This is a genomic window from Microbacterium cremeum (assembly GCF_015277855.1).
Taxonomy (GTDB): Bacteria; Actinomycetota; Actinomycetes; order Actinomycetales; family Microbacteriaceae; genus Microbacterium; species Microbacterium cremeum.
This window is the reverse complement of sequence record NZ_CP063812.1, coordinates 494,115-517,377: the sequence shown is the minus strand read 5'-3', so window position 1 is coordinate 517,377 and position 23,263 is coordinate 494,115. Positions and strand designations below refer to the sequence as shown.

Genomic DNA, 23,263 nt, shown 5'->3' with positions numbered 1-23,263 from the left:
GCGGCCGGGGAGCGACAGATTGTGACTGCGGAGCAGAGGGGGCGGGGCGGTTGCGTGGGGCGAGGGCCCGTGGCACACTGTTGGAAAGCGTTTACCCATCGCGATCCCCGACCGCCGGGGACAGGTGCGGTACCAGACTTCGTCAGAGCAGAAAGCAGGACCCCGTGACCGATACGACACTCGCTCCGGCCTCGGCCGCGGCATCCGCCCTCTCGCCCGTGCGCGAGATCGGCATCATCATGAACGGCGTCTCGGGCCGCATGGGGTACCGCCAGCACCTCGTCCGCTCGATCCTCGCGATCCGCGACCAGGGCGGCATCGACCTGCCCGACGGCAGCAAGGTCACCGTCAAGCCGCTGCTGGTCGGCCGCAGCGAGGCGAAGCTCGCCGAGCTCGCCGCCAGGCACGGCATCGAGGACTACACCACCGACCTCGACGCCGCTCTCGCCGACCCGCGCTGGGAGATCTACGCCGACTTCCTCGTGACGAAGGCGCGCGCGTCGGCCCTGCGCAAGGCGATCGCCGCCGGCAAGACCATCTACACCGAGAAGCCCACGGCCGAGACCGTCGCCGAGGCGCTCGAGCTGGCGAAGCTCGCGAAGGAGGCCGGCGTCAAGACCGGCGTCGTGCACGACAAGCTCTACCTGCCGGGCCTGCAGAAGCTCAAGCGGCTGATCGACTCCGGCTTCTTCGGCCGCATCCTGTCGGTGCGCGGCGAGTTCGGCTACTGGGTGTTCGAGGGCGACTGGCAGCCCGCGCAGCGCCCCAGCTGGAACTACCGCGCCGAGGACGGCGGCGGCATCATCGTCGACATGTTCCCGCACTGGAACTACGTGCTCGAGAACCTGTTCGGCGACGTCCAGACGGTCTACGCACAGGCGGCCGTACACATCGCGGACCGCTGGGACGAGCAGGGCGAGCACTACACCGCGACCGCCGAAGACGCCGCGTACGGCATCTTCGAGCTCGAGGGCGACCCCGAGCACGGCCCGATCATCGCGCAGATCAACTCGTCATGGACAGTGCGCGTGAACCGCGACGAGCTCGTCGAGTTCCACGTCGACGGCACGCACGGCTCGGCCATCGTGGGCCTGTTCGGCGCGAAGATCCAGCACCGCAACGCCACTCCCAAGCCGGTGTGGAACCCCGACCTCGCCGACGACCACGACTACGACGCCGACTGGGCCGAGGTGCCCACGAACGACGTGTTCCAGAACGGCTTCCGCCAGCAGTGGGAGGAGTTCCTCGCTTCCTACGTGCTGGGCACCGAGTACGAGTTCGACCTCCTCTCGGGTGCGCGCGGCGTGCTGCTCGCCGAGGCCGGCCTGCAGTCGAGCCGCGAAGGCCGCAAGGTCGAGCTGCCGACCCTGTCGCTGGACTGACGGGATCGACGGATGCCGCAGCTCACGCTCCTCTCGCCCCTCGGCGCCGCGTCGACGGTCGAGCTCAACGACGCGCCGGGTCACCGCAAGCCCACCGGTCCGCTCCGCAGCCGCGTGGCGTACGCCGCCGCGCATGTGGTGCCCAAGACCTGGGCCGACAACACCCCCGGACGTCCCGCCGAGGTGGACTGGGACGCGACGCTCGACTTCCGCCGCGCGGTGTACTCGTGGGGGCTCGGCGTCGCCGACGCCATGGACACCGCGCAGCGCAACATGGGCCTGGACGCCGCGGCCACCCGCGAGCTGATCGCGCGCAGCGCGCAAGTCGCGCGCGAAGAGGGCGGCTCGGTCGTCGTCGGCGTCAACACCGACCACGTCGAGGCCGAGGTCATCTCGATCGACGAGGTGATCGCCGCCTACAAGGAGCAACTGCACTTCACCGAGGAGCAGGGCGCGGGCCCCGTGCTGATGGCCTCGCGCCACCTCGCGCGCGTCGCCGGGTCGGCCGAGGACTACCGGCGCGTCTTCCGCGACGTGCTGTCGGCCGCGACGACGCCCGTCGTGCTGCACTGGCTGGGCACCGCGTTCGACCCGGTGCTCGAGGGCTACTTCGGCAGCCCGGACTGGCGCGAGGCGTCGGCGGTGCTGCTGCAGATCATCGAAGAGAACGCCGGCAAGGTCGCGGGCGTCAAGATGAGCCTGCTGAATGCCGCGTCCGAGGTGTCGGTGCGCGAGCGCCTCCCGGAGGGCGTGCGCATGTTCACCGGCGACGACTTCAACTACGTCGGCCTCATCGGCGGGGATTCCATCCACGGCGTTTCGTCTCGCTTCGCTCGCTCAACGACCGAGGGGTCGGTCGTTGAGCGAGGGAGCGAACCGTCCGAGGGGTCGGTCGTTGAGCGAGGGAGCGAACCGTCCGAGGGATCGGTCGTTGAGCGAGGGAGCGAAGCGACCGAGACGAAACGGCCCGGATCGACGAGCAAGGGCTACTCCGACGCCCTGCTCGGCGCGTTCGCCGCGATCACCCCGGTCGCCTCGGCCGCCATCCAGGCGCTGGATGCCGGCGACCCGGCGCGCTACGTCGAGATCCTCGGCCCCACCGAGGAGCTCAGCCGCCACGTGTTCGCGGCGCCGACCTTCTACTACAAGACCGGTGTCGCGTTCCTGTCGTGGCTCAACGGCCACCAGGACGCGTTCCAGATGGTGAGCGGTCTGCACTCCGCGCGCAGCCTCCCCCATCTCTCACGCATCGTCGAGCTCGCGAACTCCTCGCTCGCGCTGGAGCGCCCCGAGCTCGCGATGATCCGCTGGCACGGCATGCTCCGCCACAACGGCATCGACGTTCCCGGGGTGATCGCATGAGCCTCTCGCTCAACGGCGGCGTCGACCCTCGCCTGTCGATCAACCAGGCGACGATCAAGCACGCCGACCTCGCGACAGCGCTGCGCGTGACCTCCGATGCCGGCGTGCCGGCGATCGGGCTGTGGCGCGAGCCCGTGCAGGAGGTGGGGCTCGCGACCGCGGCGTCGATGCTCGCCGACTCGGGGCTGCGCTTCACGACCCTGTGCCGCTCCGGCTTCTTCACGATGTCCGAGGGCCCCGCGCGACGCGCCTCGATCGACGACAACCGCGTCGCGATCGAGGAGGCGGCCACGCTTGCGGCCGCGGGCGCCGACGACTCGACCGCGATCCTCGTCCTCGTGGCCGGGGGGCTCCCCGAGGGCTCCCGCGACCTGGTCGGCGCGCGCGAGCGCGTGCGGGACGCGATCGGCGAGCTGGCACCGGATGCCGCGGCCGCGGGTGTCACGCTCGCCATCGAGCCGCTGCACCCGATGTACGCCTCCGACCGCTGCGTGGTCTCGACGCTCGGGCAGGCGCTCGACCTCGCCGCGGACTTCGACCCCGCCGTGGTGGGCGTGACCGTCGACACGTTCCACATCTGGTGGGACCCCGATGTGCTCGCCTCGATCGAACGGGCCGGCCGCGAGGGGCGCATCGCGACGTATCAGGTGTGCGACTGGAAGACCCCGCTGGCCGCCGACGTGCTCCTGAGCCGCCACTACCCCGGCGACGGCGTCATCGACTTCGCGTCCCTCACCGCCGCCGTCGAGGCCACCGGCTACGACCGCGACATCGAGGTCGAGATCTTCAACGAGGAGATCTGGGCGACCGACCCGCTCGTCGCGGTGCAGCGGACGGCCGCCGGGTTCGCGGCATCCGTCTCTCCTCACCTGCGAGCGCGCGTGGCGGGCTGATCCGGCCCGCACGGCGCGGGTGGCGGTGCACGCCCCGCGCGGTCACGAGTCGACCACGCGGGTGCGGGATACGCCGGTCGGCGGCATCCCGCACCCGCCTCGGTCAGGTCTTCACGAGCACGCTCAGCACGGCGCTGCGCGTCGAGCCGGCCGCGTTCTCGAACTCGATCACATAGCGATGCTCGCCCCGCGCGCGGCCCTCGAGCGGGACCTCGACGCGCTGGGCGTCGGGCGTGGCCGCAGCCAGGTCGCCCGACGCGATCTCGACGTCGTCCTCGAAGAGCCGCCACGAGGTCGCATTGGTGCCCCACCAAAGGTTCGCGGCGATCGCGTAGTCGCCGTCGCCGTCACGGTTGGACGTCGACAGTCGCGGCACGCCGGGTGCGGCATCCGTCACCGTCACGGTGAGCGGAGCGGGACTGCTCACGCCCTGTGAATTGACCGCCTCGGCCGTGTACACGTAGTCGCCGTTGACGCGCCCCGCGACCGGCACCGTCACCACCTGGGCCTTCGGCCCGGCGGCAGCCAGATCCGCGGTGTGGATCAGCAGGCCGTTCTCGTAGACCTTCAGCCGTGCGGCGTTGGCTCCCCACCACATGTTCCAGCGAAGCTCGAAGGCGCCGTCGTGCAGGCCATAGGCCCATCCGCTCGTCGACGAGAGCACGCCCGCCCCCGGCACGGCCGTCTCGGCGTCGGGCGGGAGCGGTTGCTCCTGCGAGCCGGCGAGGCACTCCTCGTACTCCTCGGTCGTGGGCGACCAGCGGAACCAGTCGAAGCTGCCGGTGATCTCGGCCGCGGCGGTCGAGCCGCGGAACGCGTACGGGCCGACGTGCGTGAAGCCCGCGTCCGCCACCTGGATCGGACGCCCGAAGCCCGTGAAGGTCGCGCCGTCGTACGAGACGGATGCCGTGATCTGGGTCCCGTCGCTGGTCAGCCGCAGCCAGAGCTTGGTCGTTCCGGCGACGGCGGGCGGCGACGAGTCCTGGCGGTTCGAGCCGTTGCGGTGGTATACGAGCTCGACGGTGCGACCGGGCGTCGCGCGTCCGAGGTCGAACTTGGCGTAGTGCGTGTCGGTCGCGTAGAGCAGCAGACCGGCCTGCTGGAACGTCTGGGTCGGGTCGATCTCGACGGGTGCCGTGAGCTGCCACGCTCCCTCGGGAAGCTCCTGCTGCAGCAGCGGGGCCGCGGCGACTCCGCCGGTGTAGGTGGGCACGATGAGCTTGCCGTCGGCGACCGTGTGCCGCGCGGCTCCCTCCCGGACGACGCGATCCCAGACGTCGCCCAGCGCGCCGTCGAACTCGTCGGAGCCCTGCGCCGCGCACGTGTCGAAAACCGGGTTCTCGGGGTCGACGGGGAATCCGCCGGGCACTTCCACGACCGGATCCGCGCCCTCCTTGGCCCAGGCGATCGTCGCACCGAGGCGGTCGCCCGACTCGTAGAAAAGGTACGTCTCGCCCTCGTGCGTCACGATCTCCGGCGCCGCGACGCGGCCGACGTCGGCACCCAGGCCGCTCGACTGATGGAGCACGATCGGCTCGGTTCCCACCTCACGCAGGGTCTCGTCGATGGTGCGGGCATAGCTCTTGCCGCTGGAGGCGTGATAGATCACGTACAACTGGCCGTTCCATTCCCACAGGTCGGCGGCCGAGACGTTCTGCCCCTCCTCGGGGCCCGGTACGACGACGTAGGCGGGGTCGACCGTCCAGGTGATCCCGTCGACCGACTCCGCGAGGCGGATGCGGCGGATGTTGTCGCGCTCGTTGCCCATGTAGAACATGCCGTAGGCGAAGCCCGACTCGGCGTCGGGGTGCCGGAAGACGCGCGCGTAGCTGGTCTCGGTGACGTTCGGGCCGCCCATCGCGTTCGAGACGACGATGGCGCCGTACTCGAAGTGGATGCCGTCATCGGAGGTCGCGTAGCGGGTGACCGAGTTCTCGCCGTGGAAGTACATGAACATCTTCCCGGCCTCGTCGTTCCAGATCGCGTCCGGGCTCGAGGTGTGGCTGACGTTGTAGTGCGGCGGCCAGGCGCTCGCGATGATCGGGTTCGCCTCGTACTCGATCCACGGCCCCTCGAGGCTGTCGGAGTACATCAGGACGATTCCCGCCGGTGAGTCGTGCGGCGCCGTGTACAGGTACCACTCGCCGAGCGGATCGTCGAGATGGGCGCCGGCGTGGAAGACGCTCGGGAAGATGTACTCGTTCGTGGGGTTGTAGATCATCTTCGACTTGTCGGTGATGACGCCCTGGTAGCCGAACTCGGGCCAGCCCTCGGGGGCCGGGGCTGCCGCGGCCGCGATCGGCGCCGCGTGCGCGGAGGGCGCGATCAGCACCCCCGCGACCAGCACGGCCAGCGCCGTCCCGAGCGAGGCGATGGCGCGTGTGCGCCGTCTCGCTGTGGTTCTCATCCGTATCTCCTTTGATGGGATTCCGCGGCTTCCGATGATCGTTTGACACACCTGCGCGGTCTGTGCGTATACTCGGGCGGCATCTGCTAATGCGCATTACCAGCCACGAACCGCTATGCTAATGCGCATAACCAGAGTTCGGCTAGAGGCAACCACGATCTCGACCGAACCGGCAGGGCGCACGGCGACGACGCCGTCTCACCAGAGGAAGACCGATGACGACACCCCCGAGCACGCAGGGCCGGATCACCCAGCGCCGCATCGCCGAGCTCGCCGGCGTGAGCCAGGCGACCGTCTCGCTCGTCTTGAACGGCAAGGCGGACGCGTCCAGCCGCATTCCCGAAGAGACGCGCAAGCGCGTGCTCGACGTCATCAACAGCACGACGTACGTGCCCGACCCGGCCGCTCGGCGGCTGGCCGGCGTCGGCAACAAGATCATCGGCGTCTTCACCTACGAGCCGGCGTTCCCGAGCGCGAGCCTCGACTTCTACGCCGCCCTCCTCACCGGCATCGAGTCCGAGGCCGAAGGGCTGGGGTGCGACCTGCTGCTGTTCACGAGCGCCCCGGTCGAAGGCACGCGACGCCGGCTCTTCCACGAGAACAACCGGCTGCGCCTGGCCGACGGATGCCTCCTGCTCGGGCGCGAGATGGACACCGGCGAGCTCGAGCGACTGGTCGAGAGCGGGTTCCCCTTCGTCGCCATCGGCCGCCGCGAGGCGACCGGCGTCCCGTACGTCGCGGCCGACTACGTCACCGGCACCGCCGCGCTCGTCGCGCGGGCGTGGGATCTCGGCCACCGCCGCTTCGCGTACGTGCATCCCGACAGCACCGGCGAGTCCGTGCTCGACCGTCAGCGCGGCTTCCGCGAGGAGCTCGCGCGCCGCGGGGTCGACGCCGACGCGGTGACCGCCTTCATCGCGAGCGACGGCGACGCTCCCGCGGGCGACTGGGAACGCGTGCGCGACTCCGGCGCGACCGTGCTCTTCGTCGAGAACCCGACGTACGCCATCGGGATGCTGCCGCACATGGCTCGCGCCGGCGTCTCGATCCCCGGCGATCTGTCGGTCGTCGCCCTCGCCGACCCGTCCCGGTCCACCGACAGCGATCCGGACTTCACACGCTTGAGCCCGCCCCGCACTCAGCTGGGCTCGGAGGCGCTGGCGCTGCTCTCGCGGATCCTCGACCCCGCGGCCGAGGTGCCGCCGGCCGACCTTCGCCTCACCCTCGACTGCGCCGTCCACGACGGCGCCACCCTCGCCCGCCCCCGCACCACCCAGGAGAACACCCGATGACCGAACTGCGCACCGACATCCTCGTCGTGGGAGGCGGCCTCGGCGGCGTGGCCGCCGCGCTCGCCGCCCTCGAAGCGGGTCGCCGCGTGGTGTTGAGCGAGGAGTACCGCTGGCTGGGCGGACAGCTCACCAGTCAGGCCGTCCCCATGGACGAGCACAGCTGGATCGAGCAGTTCGGCGCCACCGCACGGTACCGGCGCCTGCGCGAGGGCATCCGCGATCACTACCGCCGGTGGTACCCGCTGACCGCCGCGGCACTGGCCGATCCCACCCTCAACCCGGGCAACGGCATGGTCAGCCGGCTGTGCGCGGAGCCTCGCGCGGGCGTCGCGGTCATTTCGGCGATGCTGGCTCCCCACCTGGCCAGCGGCGCCCTCACCCTCATCCAGCCCGCCGTGCCCACCGCCGTCGACGTCGACGGCGACCACGTCCGCGCGGTGACGCTGCACCACCTGACCGACGGCACCGACGTGGTGGTCGCGGCCGACTACGTCATCGACGCGACCGAGCTCGGCGACCTGCTGCCGCTCGCCGGAGCCGAGTACGCCACCGGATTCGAGGGACGCTCCGACACGGGCGAGCCGAGCGCGCCCGAGCAGGCGCAGCCCGCGAACCAGCAGGCGTTCAGCTGGTGCTTCGTCGTCGACCACGTCGACGGCGACCACACCATCGACCGGCCCGCCGACTACGACACGTGGCGCCGCCAGCAGCCGCCGTACTGGGGTGCGCCGATGCTCTCGCTCACCGGGCCCGACCCGCGCACCCTTGCCAGTCTCACCCGCACGTTCACGCCGCACGGGCCCCGGCCGTCGGCCGTCGCCGACCAGGGCAAGGACCCCGGAGACCGCGAGCTCTGGACATTCCGCCGCATCCTCGCGCGCGACAACTTCACCCCCGGCGCCTTCCCCAGCGACCTCGTGCTCGTCAACTGGCCGATGATCGACTACCTGGGCGGCACGCTCGTCGACGTCACACCCGAAGAGGCGGAGCATCACAAGCAGCAGGCGCGGCAGCAATCGCTGTCGATGCTGTACTGGCTGCAGACGGAGGCCCCGCGCCCGGACGGCGGCACCGGGTTCCCCGGACTCCGGCTGCGCGGCGACGTCACCGACGGCCCCGACGGCCTGGCGATGGCCCCCTACATCCGGGAGTCGCGCCGCCTGCTCACCGAGACCCGCGTCACCGAGCACGATCTGTCGATCGCCCTGCGCGGGCACGGCCGCCCGTTCACCACGACCGAGTCCGTCGGCGTCGGGATGTACCGGATCGACCTGCACCCGTCCACGGGCGGCGACAACTACCTGGATGTCGCGAGCGCTCCATTCGAGGTCCCGCTCGGCATCCTCATCCCCCGCCGGCTCGAGAACCTCCTGCCGGCGGGCAAGAACGCCGGCACGACGCACATCACCAACGGCGCGTTCCGCCTGCACCCCGTGGAGTGGAACATCGGCGAGGCCGCCGGGTCGCTCGCCGCCTTCAGCCTGCACCGCACGACCACCCCCCGCGCGGTGCGGAACACTCCTGCGCTCCTGCAGGAGTTCCAGTCCCTGCTCACCATCAACGGCGTCGAGCTGCACTGGCCCGACGTCACCGGCTACTAGGAGAAACCCGATGAGATCAGCAAAGCCGCTGACCGCCGCCGCCCTGCTCGCGGCGACAGCGTTCGTCGCCACCGCCTGCGCGGGCGGACCGGCCCCCGAGGCCGAGCCCGCGGAGGACATCGATCTGCGCATGACCGTGTGGACGTCCAATGAAGACCATCTCGCGCTCTTCGACTCGATCGCCGAGGAGTACATGGCCGATCACCCCGAGATCGCGTCCATCACGTTCGACCCGCTCCCGTTCGACGACTACACCTCGACGGTGACCACCCAGGTGGCCGGCGGCAACGCTCCCGACCTGGCGTGGATCCTCGAGAACTCGGCGCCCGACTTCGTCTCGAGCGGCGCACTGCTCCCGCTGAACGAGGTGCTCGAGGGCACCGAGGGCTACGACTTCGACGACCTCGCCCCGAGCGCGACCGCGCTGTGGGAGAGCGACGGCGCACTGCTGGCCTACCCGTTCAGCACGTCGCCCTTCGTCGTGTTCGCCAACGACGACCTGCTCGCCGCCGCGGGTCAGCCCACGTCCGCGCAGCTGCAGGCCGACGGCGCGTGGACGTGGGAGGACGTCAGCCGGATCGGCGCCGCGGTGAACGACAGCACCGGCAAGGCCGGCTTCGTCATCCGCGACTTCGACTACCTGAACTGGGACTACCTCAGCACCGTGTGGAACGGGTGGGGCGCCGCGCCGTGGAGCGAGGACGGCTCGACGTGCACGTTCGACGACGAGGAGATGGTCGAGGCGTTCGAGTTCCTCCACGACGCCGCTTTCACGTCGCAGTCGATGCCCGGGCCGGGCACGACGGCCGACTTCTTCGCCGGGGAGTCGGCCTTCACGGTCACGCAGATCTCGCGGGCGAACCTCCTCGCGGACGGCGGCTTCGCATGGAATCTGCTCCCGCTTCCCGAGGGTCCCGTCGGCGACTACTCCGTCACCGGCCAGGCCGGCATCGGCGTGATGAGCCAGGGCGAGAACACCGCGGCGGCTGCCGAGTTCCTCGCGTTCTTCACCAACCCCGAGAACGCCGAGAAGCTGGCTGCGTACTTCCCGCCGCCGCGAACGTCGCTGCTGAACGCCGAGACGCTCGCCGCCGCGAACCCGCTGCTGACCGAGGAGCAGATCGAGTCCGTGGTGGTGCCGGGCATCGAGAACGGCGAGGTGCGCCCGAGCCACACCGACTCGGCCGAGATCGGCCAGCAGGTGCGTGCGTCGCTCGACGACCTGTGGGTGGCGGGTGCCGACATCCCGGCGGTCCTCGAGGGTACCTGCGCGGCGATCGAACCGCTCCTGTAACCGGCGAAGGAAGACATGACCGTCACAACGGACGCACTCCCGGGCCGCACGTCGCGGCCCGGGGGTGCCCCCCGTGCCGCGAGGCGACCGTGGTTGACCTACCGACGCCGCGACGCGCTCAGCGGGTACCTCTTCATCGCTCCGCAGCTCGCCGGCATCGTCCTGTTCGTGCTCGTGCCGCTCGTGCTGGTCGTCTACTACTCGTTCCACGAATGGAACGTCCTCGCGGGCACATTCACGTTCGTCGGACTCGACAACGTCGAGAAGCTGTTCACCGATCCGCGGCTGGGCTCGGTGCTGACGGCGACCGCGGTCTTCTCGGTGGGTCTCGTCGTCTTCAACCTCACGCTGGCGCTCGTGCTGGCCGTGCTGCTCAACCGGCGCTGGCGCGGCATCACGGCCTTCCGCACGATCTTCTTCTCACCGGTCGTCGTCTCGCTCGTCGCCTGGACGATCGTGTGGGGCTTCCTGCTGCAAGACAACGGCGGCATCAACGGCCTCCTCGCCATGATCGGCATCGACGGTCCGAACTGGCTGCGAGAAGGCCCGACCGCGATGCTCAGCGTCATCGTCGTCCAGGTGTTCAAGAACGTCGGCCTCAACATGGTGCTGTTCCTCGCCGCCCTCCAGGGCGTGCCGCGCGAGCTGCAGGAGGCGGCACGGGTCGACGGTGCGAACGACCGCCAGATCTTCGGCCGGGTCGTCCTCCCCCTCATCTCGCCGACCATCCTGCTCACCCTCATCATCACGATCGTCGGCTCGCTGCAGGTGTACGCGCAGATCGCGGTGCTCACGCAGGGCGGGCCCGGCATCTCCACCACGGTGCTGGTCTACTACCTCGTCCAGCAGGCGTTCGACTTCCACCACTTCGGGTACGGCTCCGCCCTCGCGCTCCTGCTGTTCCTGATCGTCCTCGTGCTGACCATCGCCCAGTGGCAGCTGCGCAAGAGATGGGTCTTCTATGAGAACTGACGTCGCTGCGACGGCCGAGCCCGCGGCATCCCTCATTCCCAACCTGGACGAGATCGCCGACCACCCCTCACGCGCGCCGCGCCGCCTCTCGCCGGCGTGGAAGAAGGTGATCTTCTACGGGGCGCTCAGCGTCATCGCGATCCCCTTCGTCTTCCCGACGTGGTGGATGATCACGTCGTCGCTGAAGCCCGTCAACGAGATCTTCGCGTTCCCGCCCTCGTTGTGGCCCGCCGACCCGACCCTCCAGGCCTACGTCGACGCGTTCACCATCCAGCCGTTCGCGCGGCAGTACTTCAACAGCGTCTACATCGCCGTGTTCGTGACCCTCGGCACCATGCTCATCTCGGCGATGGCCGGCTACGCCTTCGCGCGCATCCGGTTCCCCGGGCAGAACCTGCTGTTCATGGTCGTCCTCGTGGGGCTGCTGATCCCCAGCGAGGTCACGATCGTGCCGCTGTTCCAGATGTTCAACTCGTGGGGCCTGGTGAACACCCACTGGCCACTGCTGCTGGTGACGACGTTCGGCGCCCCGAGCGTGCTGGCGACCTTCATCATGCGGCAGTTCTTCCTCACGCTGCCGGTGGAGCTCGAGGAGGCCGCGCGTCTGGACGGGCTCGGGCGCTGGGCGATCTGGTGGCGCATCGCCCTCCCGCTGTCGCGCACCGCGCTCGCGGCGGTCGCGATCTTCACCTTCCTCCACGTGTGGAACCTGTACCTCGAGCCGACCGTCTACCTCCTGTCGCCCGAGCTGTTCACGCTGCCGCAGGCGCTGACGCGCTACACCGACGCGTACGGCGGCGAGATGTGGAACGTGCAGATGGCCGCCTCCACCATGACCGCGCTTCCCGTGCTCATCGTGTTCGTCTTCGCGCAGAAGCAGTTCGTCGAAGGGCTCGCGCAGACAGGGCTGAAGGGCTGACGCCCGCGCCGGCGCGGCTGCTCTGCGCGCCGGCGCGGCTGCCCTGCCCCGTGCAGTCCGTCGGGGCGGGCGGAGGAAATCGCTTGCCGTGCTCCCTGGGGCGGCGCAGATCAGGCCCTAGAATCTGCCCTGTGAGCGACATCTCCGCGCCGCCCCGCGGCGCAGCCACCCTTCACGACGTCGCCCGCGAGGCGGGCGTCTCGCTCGCGACCGCGTCGCGCGTCCTGAACGGCTCGACGCGCAAGGTGGCCGACAGCTACCGCGAGCGCGTCGAGGCCGCCGCGGAGCGGCTCGGCTACACGGCGAACCTCTCGGCGCAGGCCACGGCGCGGGGCACGTCCGCCATCGTCGCTCTGCTGGTCGCCGACATCGCAGACCCCTACTTCGGGCAGCTCGCCTCGGGCGTCGCCCGCGGCGCCGACGAGGCCGGGCTCGTCGTGACCATCGCCATCACCGAGCGCGACCCGCAGCGAGAGGTCAAGCTCGTCCGGGCGCTGCGCGGGCAGCGGCCTCGCGGACTCATCCTCGCGGCGTCGCGCGTCGACGGTCCCGATGCGGTGGGCCTGCAGAGCGAGCTCGACGCCTTCTCGTCGATGGGCGGTCGCGTCGTGGTCGTCGGGCCCGGGGGCGGGCCGGCTCGTTCGGTCGCCGTCGACAACCGCTGGGCCGCTGCGGCCCTCGGCGCCGAGCTCGCCGCGCTCGGGTACCGCGACGCGGTCGTGCTCGCGGCATCCCAGGGAATCCGTACGTCGGATGACCGCCTCGCCGGGTTCACGGAGGGCTTCGCGGGCGGGGGCGGAGTGGTGCGCGAGGTGCGTCGCGCCGGGTTCACGCGCGACGCCGGCTACGACGCGGCGCGGGAGCTGCTCGCGGGCGACGTCGCGCCCGGCACGCTGATCTTCGGCATCAGCGACGTCGTCGCGATCGGGGCCATGTCGGCCGTACGGGATGCCGGACGCCAGGTCGGCGCCGATGTCGCGGTCGCCGGGTTCGACGACATCGCCACGGGTCGCGACATCCGTCCCGGCCTCACGACGGTGCGAGTGCCCCTCGAGGATCTCGGCTACCGCGCGCTGCACGCCGCGACCGACCCGGAGTGGGACTCTGCGGCGCCGCCGCTGAAGCTCGAGGTCGTCGTGCGAGGGTCCACCCCGCCGCGCGGCTGACGCGAGCGCGGGCAGGGTCGGCCGGGGTCGGCCAGGGTCGGCCGCGCGAATTTCGGATCCGGAAACCGGAGTCGCGGCCGTTTTCCGGGTCTGCGGCGGCGCGGCGCTCCGGAAACGGGCGCGAACTCCGATTTCCGGATCCGGCAAACCGCGTCCGCGCGCGCGGCCGCGTCCACCGCTGTCCCCGCACGGCGAGGAAGCGCTTCCTCCCGGTTAGGCTGAGGCGACCGGAAGGAGTCACGGATGCCTCGACCGCCGCGCCTGGACGGTTCGGCGCGCGTCACGATCGCGGACGTCGCCGCACGCGCCGGCGTCTCGCTCTCGACGGTGTCGCGCGCCCTGAACGGCAACCCCACGGTGGATCCGGCACTGGCGGCGAAGGTGCAGGATGCCGCGGCCGCCCTCGACTACACCGCCAGCCCCGTCGCGCGCAGCCTCGTGCTCGGTCGCACCCAGACGGTCGCGGTCGTCGTGCCCGATCTCGGCAATCCGACCTTCCAGGCGATCCTGCGCGGCCTCAGTCGCGCCGCCGCAGCCGACGACTACCACGTGCTCGTCGCGGACTCCGCCGAGTCCGTCGACGAGGAGCGCGTCCTCGCGACCGCGACCCGCCGTCGCACCGACGGCGTCATCCTGTGCGCGCCGCGCCTGCCGCAGGACGAGCTCGACCGTCTCGTCGGCGGGCTGCGACCCGTCGTGCTCATCAACCGCTCGTCGGGCGACGTGCCGTCGGTGCGCGCCGACTACCGCACCGCGCTCGCGGCCGAGCTCGAGCATCTGCACGCCCTGGGTCACCGCCGTGTCGTGTTCCTCGCCGGCGCGCCGGGCAGCGTGGCGAATGCGGCCCGCCTCGAGGCGATCGAGCAGTTCCGTGCCGGGCACCCCGAGACCGACGTGACCGAGATCCCGTGCGGCGTCGACTTCGAGGCCGGCGCGGCTGCGGCCCCGGCCGTGCTCGCATCCGGCGCGACGGCGGCGCTCGCCTTCAACGACCTCGTCGCGATGGGCCTGCTGAGCGCCGTGCAGGCGAGCGGATGCCGCATCCCGGACGACCTCTCGATCGCCGGGTTCGACGACATCCCGTTCGCGCAGTACACGACGCCGCCGCTGACGACGGCCGCCGTCCCGGCCGCCGAGCTCGGAGCCCAGGCGTGGTCGCGCATGCGCGGGCTGCTCGAGGGCGCCGAGCCGGGGCATCCGCTCACCCTCCTGCCCGAACTGACGGTCCGAGGCTCGACAGGCCCCGCGGCGTGAGAGCGAGGCGCGTCAGCTGAGGACGGGCGCGAGGAACCGCCGCTCGTAGCGGCGGATGCACCCGGTCTCGCGGGCGTAGTCGAACATCGCGACGCACTCCGGGTCGGAGAACGACGCCGTGCGGTAGGCCTCGTACTCGGCGAGCGACGGGAAGGTGAAGAGCGCGAACGCCTCGTCGCTGTCGCCCTCGCTCGGCAGGAAGTAGCCGTGGTGCGTGCCGCCGAGCTTGTCGACGAGGCGGATCCACTCACGCCCGTAGTGGGTGAACTCCTCGAGCTTGTCGGGGTCGATCTCGTAGCGGAGGTGGACGGTGACCTGGGGCATCCCCCGAGTCTGCCGAGCGCGAGACGACGGATGCCGCGATCCGAGGCATCCGTCGAGTCATTGGCCGGATGGCGTCCACACGTGGCAGTCCGCGCCGCACCGGAGGGGTCGTGGTAGCCTGAGAAAACGTTTCCTGAAGGAGTGAGATGACCCACCGCCGGTACGCCCTCGTCGGGGCGGGTCACCGCGCCCAGATGTACGTCGACGCGATCACGGGCCGCTACGCCGGCGACGCGGTGCTCGTCGCCATCTGCGAGCCGAACCCGGTGCGCGCGCAGTACTACGTCGACCGCGTCGTGGCGGCCGGCCACCCCGCGCCCGCCGTCTACGGCCCCGACGATCTCGAGGCGACGATCCGCGGCGAGCGCATCGACCGCGTGATCATCTGCGCGCGCGACGACCTGCACGCGCCGCTCATCGTGCGGGCGACGGATGCCGGAGCCGACGTCGTCGTCGAGAAGCCGCTCACGATCGACGGACCGTCGGCCGCGGCCATCGAGGACGCCATCGAACGCACCGGCCGCGAGGTCGTCATCACCTTCAACTACCGCTACTCGCCCCGCAACTCGGCGCTGCGCCGGGTCATCCAGGACGGCACGATCGGCGACGTGACCTCGGTCGACTTCACGTGGGTGCTCGACACCAAGCACGGCGCGGACTACTTCCGTCGCTGGCACCGTGAGAAGCAGCACTCCGGCGGGCTCCTCGTCCACAAGGCGAGCCACCACTTCGATCTCGTCAACTGGTGGATCCGCTCGGCACCGCGCCGCGTGTTCGCCTCGGGCGGCCTGCGCTTCTACGGTGCCGAGAATGCGGCGGCTCGCGGCATCCGGAACCGACCCGAACGCGGCACGCACGACGGGGGGCCTCGGGAGGACGCCGACCCGTTCGAGCTCGATCTGCGGGACGACGAGCGGCTGAAGGCGCTGTACCTCGACGCCGAGCAGCACGACGGTTACGTGCGCGACCGCGACGTGTTCGGCGAGGGCATCACGATCGAAGACAACCTCGCGCTCGTCGTCGACTACGCCTCGGGCGCGACGCTCAGCTACTCGCTCAACGCGCACGCGCCGTGGGAGGGGTACCGCGTGGCGGTCAACGGCACGCTCGGCCGCGCCGAGCTCGATGTCGTCGAACGGGGTGCGGTGCTCGCCGGCGAAGGGCTGCACCCGGTGCTCGACCCGTCGGCCGTGCACGCCGGCACGGCGCCGTCGCTGCGGCCCGAGGGAGAGCGGCTCGTCGTGCAGCGGCACTGGGAGGCCGCGTACGAGGTGCCGATCGAGAGCAGCGGCGACGGCCACGGCGGCGGCGACGTGCTGCTGCTCGCCGACGTGTTCGAAGGCCCCGGCGACGACCCGCTCGCGCGTCCCGCGGACTGGCGCGACGGCGTCCGCTCCATCGCCGTCGGCATCGCCGGCAACCGCTCGCTCGAGACCGGGCTCCCCGTCCAGGTCGCCGATCTCGGCATCCGTCTTCTCGTCGCCGGCGCCCGGGGCGAGCGCTCATGAGCCGCATCGTCGTCACCGGCGGCGCGGGCCGGCTCGGCCGCAGCCTCGTCGCGGGTCTCGCAGCCGCCGGGCATGAGCTGACCTCGCTCGACCGCACGCGGGCCGACGCCCTCGCGCTACCCGGTGTCGAGCAGGTCGCGGTGGACCTGACGGATCCGGATGCCGCGTCCCGCGCGATCGCCGCCGCCCGGGCCGACGCGCTCGTGCACCTGGCGGCGATCGCCGTGCCGTTCAGCGCGCCCGAAGACGTGATCCTCCGCACGAACGCGACGCTCGCGCTGAACGTCCTGTCGGCGGGGATCGAAGCCGGCATCCCGAAGCTCGTGACGGCGTCGAGCCCGACCGTGCTCGGCTACGGCGCGCCGACCGGCTGGCTCCCGGACCGATTCCCCCTCGACGAGGACACACCGCCCCGCCCGTGGAACGCGTACGCGCTGTCGAAGCACCTCGGCGAGCAGACCATCGCGATGCTCGCCCGCCAGACCGGCGATGCGACGCGGTTCGCGGCCTTCCGCCCGTGCTATGTCATCGCGCCCGAGGAGTGGGCGGGCGCGCCGACGCAGCAGGGGCACACCGTGCTCGAACGTCTCGACGACCCGGCCCTCTCGGCGCCGGCGCTTTTCAACTACGTCGACGCGCGCGACGTCGCGACGTTCATCGACACGCTGCTCGACGCGCTCGGCGACATCCCGAACGCCGAGGTGTTCTTCGTCGGCGCCGACGACGCGCTCGCGCGCGAGCCGCTCGCGCGCCTGCTGCCGCAGTTCGTGCCCGGCTCGGACGAGCTGGCGGCCGGGCTCACCGGCACCGCCCCCGCGTTCTCGAACGCGAAGGCGGGGCGCCTGCTCGGCTGGCGCCCCGCGCACTCGTGGCGCGGTGCGCTCGGCGAGGCGCCCGAACCCGACACCGCGTCCGAGGCGTTTCGGCCCGCTCGTTCCTCGCGGGTCCTGAGTGGCGAGGAACGAGCCGTATCGAAGAGCGCTCGACGACCGGGTGCGGACCTCCCCCGACCCGAAAGGACGCGCTGACGTGAACTTCGACGGCATCCTCTTCTTCCCCGTCACCCCGTTCGACGCCGACGACCGGGTCGACGACGACCTCCTGCGCGCACACGTCGGCACGGCGCTCGAGCACGCGCCTGGCGGCGTGTTCCCGGCGTGCGGCACCGGAGAGTTCCACGCCCTGTCGACCGCCGAGGTCGCGCAGGTCGTGCGCGTCGCGACCGAGACGGTCGCGGGCCGCGTGCCGGTGGTCGCCGGCACCGGCGGTCCGCTCGGGCACGCGGTCGAGCTCGCGCGTGCGGCGGCGGACGCCGGCGCCGACGCGCTGCTCGTGCTGCCGCCGTACCTCGTCGGCGGGCCGCAGGCGGGACTCGTCGCCTACGTCGAGGCGGTGGCCGCGGCATCCGACCTGCCCGTCGTCATCTACCACCGCGCGAACGCGCAGTACTCGGTCGACTCGGTGCGCCGGCTGGCACGCAACCCGAAGGTCGTCGGGTTCAAGGACGGCGTCGGCGACATCGGCCTCGCGCAGCAGATCGTGCGGGCGGTCGCCGCCGAGGGACGCGACGACTTCGCGTTCTTCAACGGTCTCCTCACCGCCGAGCTCACGCAGGGCGCGTACCGCGGCATCGGCATCCCGCTGTACTCGTCGGCGGCGTTCGCGATGATCCCCGAGGTCGCGAACGCGTACTACCGCGCGTACGTCTCGGGCGACGAGGCGCGCCGTGCCGAACTGCTCGACGGCTTCTACTCGCCGCTGGTGCGGCTGCGCGACGAGACCCCCGGCTTCGGCGTCTCCCTCATCAAGGCCGGCCTGCGCCTGGGCGGCCTCGCCGTCGGCTCGGTGCGCGCGCCGCTCGTCGACCCGACGCCCGAGCAGGAGGAGCGGCTCGCCGGGATCCTCGAGGCGGGACGGGCGCTGCTGTGACGACGGATGCCGCGACGCCCGGCTTCGCCGCCGGCCCCACGATCGCCAGGTTCGAGGCGCGGCTGCTGCGCGTGCCCCTCACGCGTCCGTGGGCGGCCGACGTCACCTCGGTCGGTGTGATCGCGACGCACGTCGTGCGCTCGGACGGCGCCGAGGGGTGGGGCTTCTCGTGGACCCCGCAGATCGGGGCGGAGGCGGTGCACGCGCTGCTGACGCACGACATCACCGCGTTCGCGATCGGTCGCCCCGCCGACCCGGGCTCCGAGTGGCTGGCGCTGTGGCAGCACCTCCACGAGGCCGGGGGCGGCGGCATCACGACGATCGCGATGGCGGGGCTCAACCTCGCGCTGTGGGATGCCGCCGTCCGCGCCCACGGCACGTCGCTCACGGGTTTCCTCGGACGACAGCGCGAGAGCGTCCGGGCGTACGGTTCGGGCGTGAACCTCCACTACACGCAGGACGACCTGGTCGCACAGGTGCGGCGCTGGGTCGACGCCGGGTTCGACGCGGTCAAGGTGAAGGTCGGCAAGCCCGACGTCGCCGAAGACCTCGACCGGATGCGCGCCGTGCGCGAGGTGCTCGGCCCCGACCGCGCGCTCATGATCGACGCGAACCAGCGGTGGGAGCTCGACCGCGCGACGCGCGCGCTCGAGGTGCTCGCCGAGGTCTCGCCCGCGTGGATCGAGGAGCCGCTGCGCGCCGACGACCTGTACGGTCACGTCGAGCTGTCGAAGCGCCTCGCGGCGTCGAGCGGCATCCCGATCGCGGTGGGCGAGAACCTCCACACCGTGTACCGGTTCGACGACTTCCTGCGGCTGGGCGCGGCGCAGATCGTGCAGCCGAACATCGTGCGGGTCGGGGGCATCACCCCGTTCCTCGGCATCGCGGCGATCGCGGCCGAGTACGGCGCGGCCGTGCACCCGCACCTGCTGCCCGAGCTGTCGGGACAGCTCGCCCTCTGCCTGCGCGCCGTGCCCGGCGTCCCCGAGCCGATGGCCGAGGACGTCGAAGACGCGGGCTTCGGCCGGCTCGGCGCGCTCCACGGCCCGTCGCCCGTGCGCATCGCCGACGGAACCCTGACCGAGGTCGAGCACGCCGGGCTCGGCATCCGCTTCTCCTGAATCGCCCCGGGAACGAGCCACGCCATCCCCCTCGACTCGCCCGCACGCTCCGAAAGGACACCGACATGACCACCACCCCTGAAGAGCTCGACGCCCTCGCGAATGCCGCCGCTGCTGCGGCCCCGATCTGGCGGGCGACGGATGCCGCGACCCGCGCCGCGTGGCTGCGCGCGGCCGCGGACGCCCTCGACGCGCACATCGACGAGCTCGTCGCGATCGCCGACGAGGAGACGCGGCTCGGCGAGCCCCGCCTGCGCGGCGAGGTGGGCCGCACCACCGGGCAGCTCCGGCTGTTCGCCTCGGTCGTGGAGGAGGGCTCGTACCTCGAACTCACCGTCGACGACGCCGATCCGTCGGCGGTGCCGCCGCGGCCGGACCTGCGACGCATGCTCGTCGGCGTCGGACCCGTCGCGGTGTTCTCGGCCTCGAACTTCCCGTTCGCGTTCTCGGTCGCCGGCGGCGACACCGCGTCGGCCCTCGCGGCCGGCAACCCGGTCATCGTGAAGGCGCACTCGGGGCATCCGCGCCTGTCGGAGCGCACCGCCGCGATCGTCGGCGAGGCCCTCGTCGCCGCGGGCGCCCCCGCCGGCTCGCTCGCGCTCGTCGAAGGGCGAGAGGCCGGCAACGCCCTGGTGCGGCATCCGGTCATCCAGGCCGCCGGCTTCACCGGCTCGCTCGGCGGCGGCCGTGCCCTGTTCGATCTCGCCGCCGGGCGTCCCGACCCCATCCCGTTCTACGGCGAGCTGGGCTCGGTCAACCCGGTCGTGATCACGCCGGCCGCCGTCGCCGCGCGCGGCGAGGCGCTCGCGCAGGGGCTCGTCGGATCGTTCACCCTCGGCGTCGGTCAGTTCTGCACGAAGCCCGGCGTCGTGTTCGTGCCGGAGGGCGCCGGCTTCGAAGAGCTCATGGCGGGCTTCGCGGCAGGCGCCGCGGGCGGACCCCTGCTCACCGACCGCATCACATCGGCGTTCCCGGCAGGCATCGAGCACCTCGAAGCCGACCCGTCGGTGTCGATCGTCGCGCAGGGTCTTCCGGCGGAGTCGGGCGCCGCCCAGCCGGTGGTGCTGGCGACGGATGCCGCGGCCGTCGCCGCGCGCCCCGAGACGCTCCTCGAGGAGTGCTTCGGGCCGGTCACCCTCCTGGTGCGCTACTCGTCGGAGGCCGAGCTGCTCACCGCGCTGCACGCGGTGCCGGGATCGCTCACCGGCACGCTGCACTCCGAGTCGGGCGACGACGTCGCCGCGGTGCTCTCGGTGCTCGAGCGCAAGGCCGGCCGTGTGCTCTTCGCCGGGTGGCCGACGGGCGTCGCCGTGACGTGGTCGCAGCAGCACGGCGGACCGTGGCCCGCCACCACCTCGCTGCACACCTCGGTGGGCGCCACCGCGATCCGGCGCTTCCTGCGCCCGATCGTCTTCCAGGACGCCCCGGCGGCCCTGCTGCCTCCCGTGCTGCGCGACGAGTCGCTCACGACGCTGCCGCACCGCCGCAACGGCGTGCTGCAGGTGCCCTGAGCCGGGAAACCCCTCCGGCGCCGCGGCGGGTCGGGCGGTCGGCGGGCCGGCGTGTCGGGCGGTCGGCGGGGCGCGGTCGGCGGGGCGCGGTCGGCGGGCGGCGGTCGGCGGGGCGGCGGTCGGCGGGTCGGCGGGGCGGTGGTCGGGCGGTCGGCGGGGCGGCGGTCGGCGGGGCGGCGGTCGCCTCGTGCGAAAACACCAGTCGGTCACGCCGACACGCCGACAGAGTCGTGCCACACCCGGCGTGTCGCACGACGGACTGGTGTTTTCGCAACCACGACGGATGCCGAACGCGAGATGCCGAACCCCGGGCATGCCGGACGGCGGTCCGGCAGACACCGCGGCGGCTCAGCCGTCGGAGAGGCTCCGGGCGAGCGCGGCGCCGGCCTCGGTGAGCCAGCGCACGGGGTCGGCCATCGCACCCCGGCTCGAGCCTGCGAGCTCGGTGAGCGAAGCCGTCGCGGCGAAGCCCGCGACGTCGGCGTCCGGGGCGATGCGCCCGGCCACGAGTGCGACCGGCACTCCCGCGGCCGCGGCCACCGCGCCGACGTGGGCGGGTACCTTGCCCGCGGCGGACTGCCCGTCGTACGACCCTTCGCCGGTCACGACGACGGATGCCGCGGCCACCGCGTCGTCGAGTCCGATGAGCTCGGCCACCGCCGCCGAACCGGGCACGAGCCGGGCGCCCCACGCCAGGAGACCGAATCCGGCACCTCCGGCGGCGCCCGCGCCGGGCGCGTCCGGGTCCGCGCCGAGCAGCGACGCCAGCCGGGCGAGCGCGGCGTCGAGAACCGCGACGTCGTCGGTCGCCGCGCCCTTCTGCGGTCCGAACACCGCGGCGGCGCCGTGCTCGCCGAGGAGCGGGTTCGTCACGTCGCTGAGCACCGTCGCGCCCTGCGGCGGGAGCGGAGCGAGCCGCGACAGGTCGGCGCGCGACACCGTGGCGAGCCCGCGCGCGCCGTCGGCGATCGGCGAGTCCGAGGCATCCGTGAATCGCGCCCCCAGCGCCGTCAGCAGGCCGGCCCCGCCGTCGGTCGACGCACTCGACCCGATGCCCAGCACCAGCCGCGAGACCCCGCTCGCGAGGGCGGCCGCGATCGCCTCGCCGAATCCGCGCGTGTGCGCGTCGAACGGGCGCAGGCGCGGCGGCGTGCCGAGCAGTTCGATGCCGCTGGCGCTCGCGAGCTCGACGACGCCGGTTCCACCCGGCGCGTCGGCCGTCGCGTCGGCCGTCGGCGGGAGGCGGACCCAGGATGCCTCGACCGGCGCCCCCTCCGGCCCCGTCACGGTGACCGGCATTCGGCGGGCCCCGGGCACGGCTGTCGCGAACGCGTCCACCGTGCCTTCGCCGCCGTCGGCCATCGGCAGGAGGCGCACGTCGTCCGACGGACGCTCGCGGCGCCACCCCTCGGCGATCGCCTCTGCTGCGGCCGCGGCCGCGATCGTGCCCTTGAAGGAGTCGGGGGCGATCACGACGGTGCCGGTCATGGCGTCATTCTCCTCGCCGGCGCGGGGCCCGCGTTCGACACGGGTCCGCTCCACAAATTGGGAAAGCGTTATCCTACGGATCATGGTAGCCATGGAGCGAACGCAAGCCCAACCCGCGCCGCGCGCCGTCATCGCCACGGGCACGGGCCGGTACGCGGATCCGTGGCATCCGTTCCCCGCGACCTCCGCCCGCCTCGCCGGCGCGCTGCGCGACGACGGATGGGACGTGACGATCGAGGACGACGTCGACCGCGCTCTCACACGACTCGACGGCGTCGATCTGCTCGTGGTCAACGCGGGCGATCCGTGGCGCGACGGCGACACCGAGCTCGCGCATCGCACCGACGCGGCAGCGGATGCCGGCCTGCGGTCGGCGATCGACCGCGGTATCGGCATCATCGCGGTGCACGCCGCGCTCTCGACGCTGCGCGACCATCCGGCGTGGCGCGAGGCGATCGGGGGCGAGTGGGAACCCGGCCGGTCGTGGCATCCGCCTCTCGGCGACGCCCACGTGCGGGTGGTGGATGCCGAGCACGCCGTCACCGCGGGCGTGCCGGGCTTCGACGTTCTCGACGAGCGCTACAGCGACCTCGCGGTCGACGACGGGTCGCACGTGCTCGCCGAGCACGACGTCGACGGCACCGCCCACGCCGCGGTGTGGGTGCGCGAGCGCCCGACCCGCGCGGTCGTCTCCTCGCTCGGCCACGACGAGCGCGCGTACGACTCCCCCGAGCACATCGCACTGTTGCAGCGGGCCGCACGCTGGGCCGGAAGGGTGTGATCCGGCGCCCGCCCGACGCGGAGCCCGGCGCGCGACCGCACGCCCGCCCCGCCGAGCAC

The 23,263-nt window shown here is 72.2% G+C and carries 19 protein-coding genes; 16 read left to right on the top strand and 3 right to left on the bottom strand.

What is annotated here, in order from left to right; all coding sequences use genetic code 11:
- Window positions 1–164 precede the first annotated feature (164 nt).
- The 3 genes from IM778_RS02245 to IM778_RS02235 are packed head-to-tail and all read left to right on the top strand — an operon-like array spanning window position 165 to window position 3,637.
- Window positions 165–1,382, top strand: a complete 1,218-nt coding sequence (locus IM778_RS02245; protein WP_228484700.1) for a Gfo/Idh/MocA family protein — start codon at window positions 165–167, stop codon at window positions 1,380–1,382.
- A 12-nt stretch (window positions 1,383–1,394) separates the two neighbouring features.
- Entirely contained in the window at window positions 1,395–2,744 is a 1,350-nt protein-coding gene (locus IM778_RS02240) for a dihydrodipicolinate synthase family protein (RefSeq protein WP_194410490.1), read from the top strand.
- Complete coding sequence (locus IM778_RS02235) at window positions 2,741–3,637, top strand: sugar phosphate isomerase/epimerase family protein (protein ID WP_194410489.1); 897 nt, start codon at window positions 2,741–2,743, stop codon at window positions 3,635–3,637. The genes IM778_RS02240 and IM778_RS02235 overlap by 4 nt, the downstream gene beginning before the upstream one ends.
- A gap of 103 nt (window positions 3,638–3,740) precedes the next feature.
- Here IM778_RS02235 and IM778_RS02230 read toward each other — a convergent pair whose 3' ends face one another.
- Complete coding sequence (locus tag IM778_RS02230; RefSeq protein ID WP_194410488.1) at window positions 3,741–6,044, bottom strand: beta-xylosidase family glycoside hydrolase; 2,304 nt, start codon at window positions 6,042–6,044, stop codon at window positions 3,741–3,743.
- A gap of 215 nt (window positions 6,045–6,259) precedes the next feature.
- Here IM778_RS02230 and IM778_RS02225 point away from each other — a divergent pair, with 215 nt between their 5' ends.
- From IM778_RS02225 to IM778_RS02195, 7 genes are all read left to right on the top strand, one after another.
- Window positions 6,260–7,336, top strand: a complete 1,077-nt coding sequence (locus tag IM778_RS02225) for a LacI family DNA-binding transcriptional regulator (RefSeq protein WP_194410487.1) — start codon at window positions 6,260–6,262, stop codon at window positions 7,334–7,336.
- Window positions 7,333–8,937 carry an FAD-dependent oxidoreductase gene (locus IM778_RS02220; RefSeq protein ID WP_194410486.1) on the top strand — a complete coding sequence of 535 codons (1,605 nt, stop codon included), beginning with the start codon at window positions 7,333–7,335 and terminating at the stop codon, window positions 8,935–8,937. The genes IM778_RS02225 and IM778_RS02220 overlap by 4 nt, the downstream gene beginning before the upstream one ends.
- A gap of 10 nt (window positions 8,938–8,947) precedes the next feature.
- On the top strand, window positions 8,948–10,231 hold the full coding sequence (locus IM778_RS02215; protein ID WP_194410485.1) for an ABC transporter substrate-binding protein: 1,284 nt from the start codon (window positions 8,948–8,950) through the stop codon (window positions 10,229–10,231).
- Between the two features lie 93 nt (window positions 10,232–10,324).
- Complete coding sequence (locus IM778_RS02210) at window positions 10,325–11,203, top strand: carbohydrate ABC transporter permease (protein ID WP_228484699.1); 879 nt, start codon at window positions 10,325–10,327, stop codon at window positions 11,201–11,203.
- Window positions 11,193–12,122, top strand: a complete 930-nt coding sequence (locus tag IM778_RS02205) for a carbohydrate ABC transporter permease (protein ID WP_194410483.1) — start codon at window positions 11,193–11,195, stop codon at window positions 12,120–12,122. The genes IM778_RS02210 and IM778_RS02205 overlap by 11 nt, the downstream gene beginning before the upstream one ends.
- Window positions 12,123–12,253: 131 nt before the next feature.
- Complete coding sequence (locus IM778_RS02200; RefSeq protein ID WP_194410482.1) at window positions 12,254–13,288, top strand: LacI family DNA-binding transcriptional regulator; 1,035 nt, start codon at window positions 12,254–12,256, stop codon at window positions 13,286–13,288.
- A 243-nt stretch (window positions 13,289–13,531) separates the two neighbouring features.
- Window positions 13,532–14,542: a LacI family DNA-binding transcriptional regulator gene (locus tag IM778_RS02195; protein WP_194410481.1), complete on the top strand. Its 1,011-nt coding sequence runs from the start codon at window positions 13,532–13,534 to the stop codon at window positions 14,540–14,542.
- A 12-nt stretch (window positions 14,543–14,554) separates the two neighbouring features.
- Here the strand turns inward: IM778_RS02195 and IM778_RS02190 are convergent, their stop codons facing one another.
- Window positions 14,555–14,866 (bottom strand): NIPSNAP family protein, encoded by a 312-nt coding sequence (locus IM778_RS02190; RefSeq protein ID WP_194410480.1) that lies wholly within the window; start codon window positions 14,864–14,866, stop codon window positions 14,555–14,557.
- A gap of 146 nt (window positions 14,867–15,012) precedes the next feature.
- Here IM778_RS02190 and IM778_RS02185 point away from each other — a divergent pair, with 146 nt between their 5' ends.
- From IM778_RS02185 to IM778_RS02165, 5 genes are all read left to right on the top strand, one after another.
- Window positions 15,013–16,374 carry a Gfo/Idh/MocA family protein gene (locus IM778_RS02185; protein ID WP_194410479.1) on the top strand — a complete coding sequence of 454 codons (1,362 nt, stop codon included), beginning with the start codon at window positions 15,013–15,015 and terminating at the stop codon, window positions 16,372–16,374.
- Window positions 16,371–17,402, top strand: a complete 1,032-nt coding sequence (locus IM778_RS02180; RefSeq protein ID WP_194410478.1) for an NAD-dependent epimerase/dehydratase family protein — start codon at window positions 16,371–16,373, stop codon at window positions 17,400–17,402. The genes IM778_RS02185 and IM778_RS02180 overlap by 4 nt, the downstream gene beginning before the upstream one ends.
- Before the next feature lies 1 nt (window position 17,403).
- Window positions 17,404–18,303: a 5-dehydro-4-deoxyglucarate dehydratase gene (locus tag IM778_RS02175; protein ID WP_194410477.1), complete on the top strand. Its 900-nt coding sequence runs from the start codon at window positions 17,404–17,406 to the stop codon at window positions 18,301–18,303.
- Complete coding sequence (locus IM778_RS02170) at window positions 18,300–19,424, top strand: mandelate racemase/muconate lactonizing enzyme family protein (protein ID WP_228484698.1); 1,125 nt, start codon at window positions 18,300–18,302, stop codon at window positions 19,422–19,424. The genes IM778_RS02175 and IM778_RS02170 overlap by 4 nt, the downstream gene beginning before the upstream one ends.
- A 65-nt stretch (window positions 19,425–19,489) precedes the next feature.
- Complete coding sequence (locus IM778_RS02165; RefSeq protein WP_194410476.1) at window positions 19,490–20,935, top strand: aldehyde dehydrogenase (NADP(+)); 1,446 nt, start codon at window positions 19,490–19,492, stop codon at window positions 20,933–20,935.
- A 348-nt stretch (window positions 20,936–21,283) separates the two neighbouring features.
- Here IM778_RS02165 and IM778_RS02160 read toward each other — a convergent pair whose 3' ends face one another.
- On the bottom strand, window positions 21,284–22,423 hold the full coding sequence (locus tag IM778_RS02160; protein ID WP_194410475.1) for a glycerate kinase: 1,140 nt from the start codon (window positions 22,421–22,423) through the stop codon (window positions 21,284–21,286).
- A 91-nt stretch (window positions 22,424–22,514) separates the two neighbouring features.
- Between IM778_RS02160 and IM778_RS02155 the strand changes: the two genes are divergently transcribed.
- Window positions 22,515–23,204 carry a ThuA domain-containing protein gene (locus IM778_RS02155; RefSeq protein WP_194410474.1) on the top strand — a complete coding sequence of 230 codons (690 nt, stop codon included), beginning with the start codon at window positions 22,515–22,517 and terminating at the stop codon, window positions 23,202–23,204.
- Window positions 23,205–23,263 lie beyond the last annotated feature (59 nt).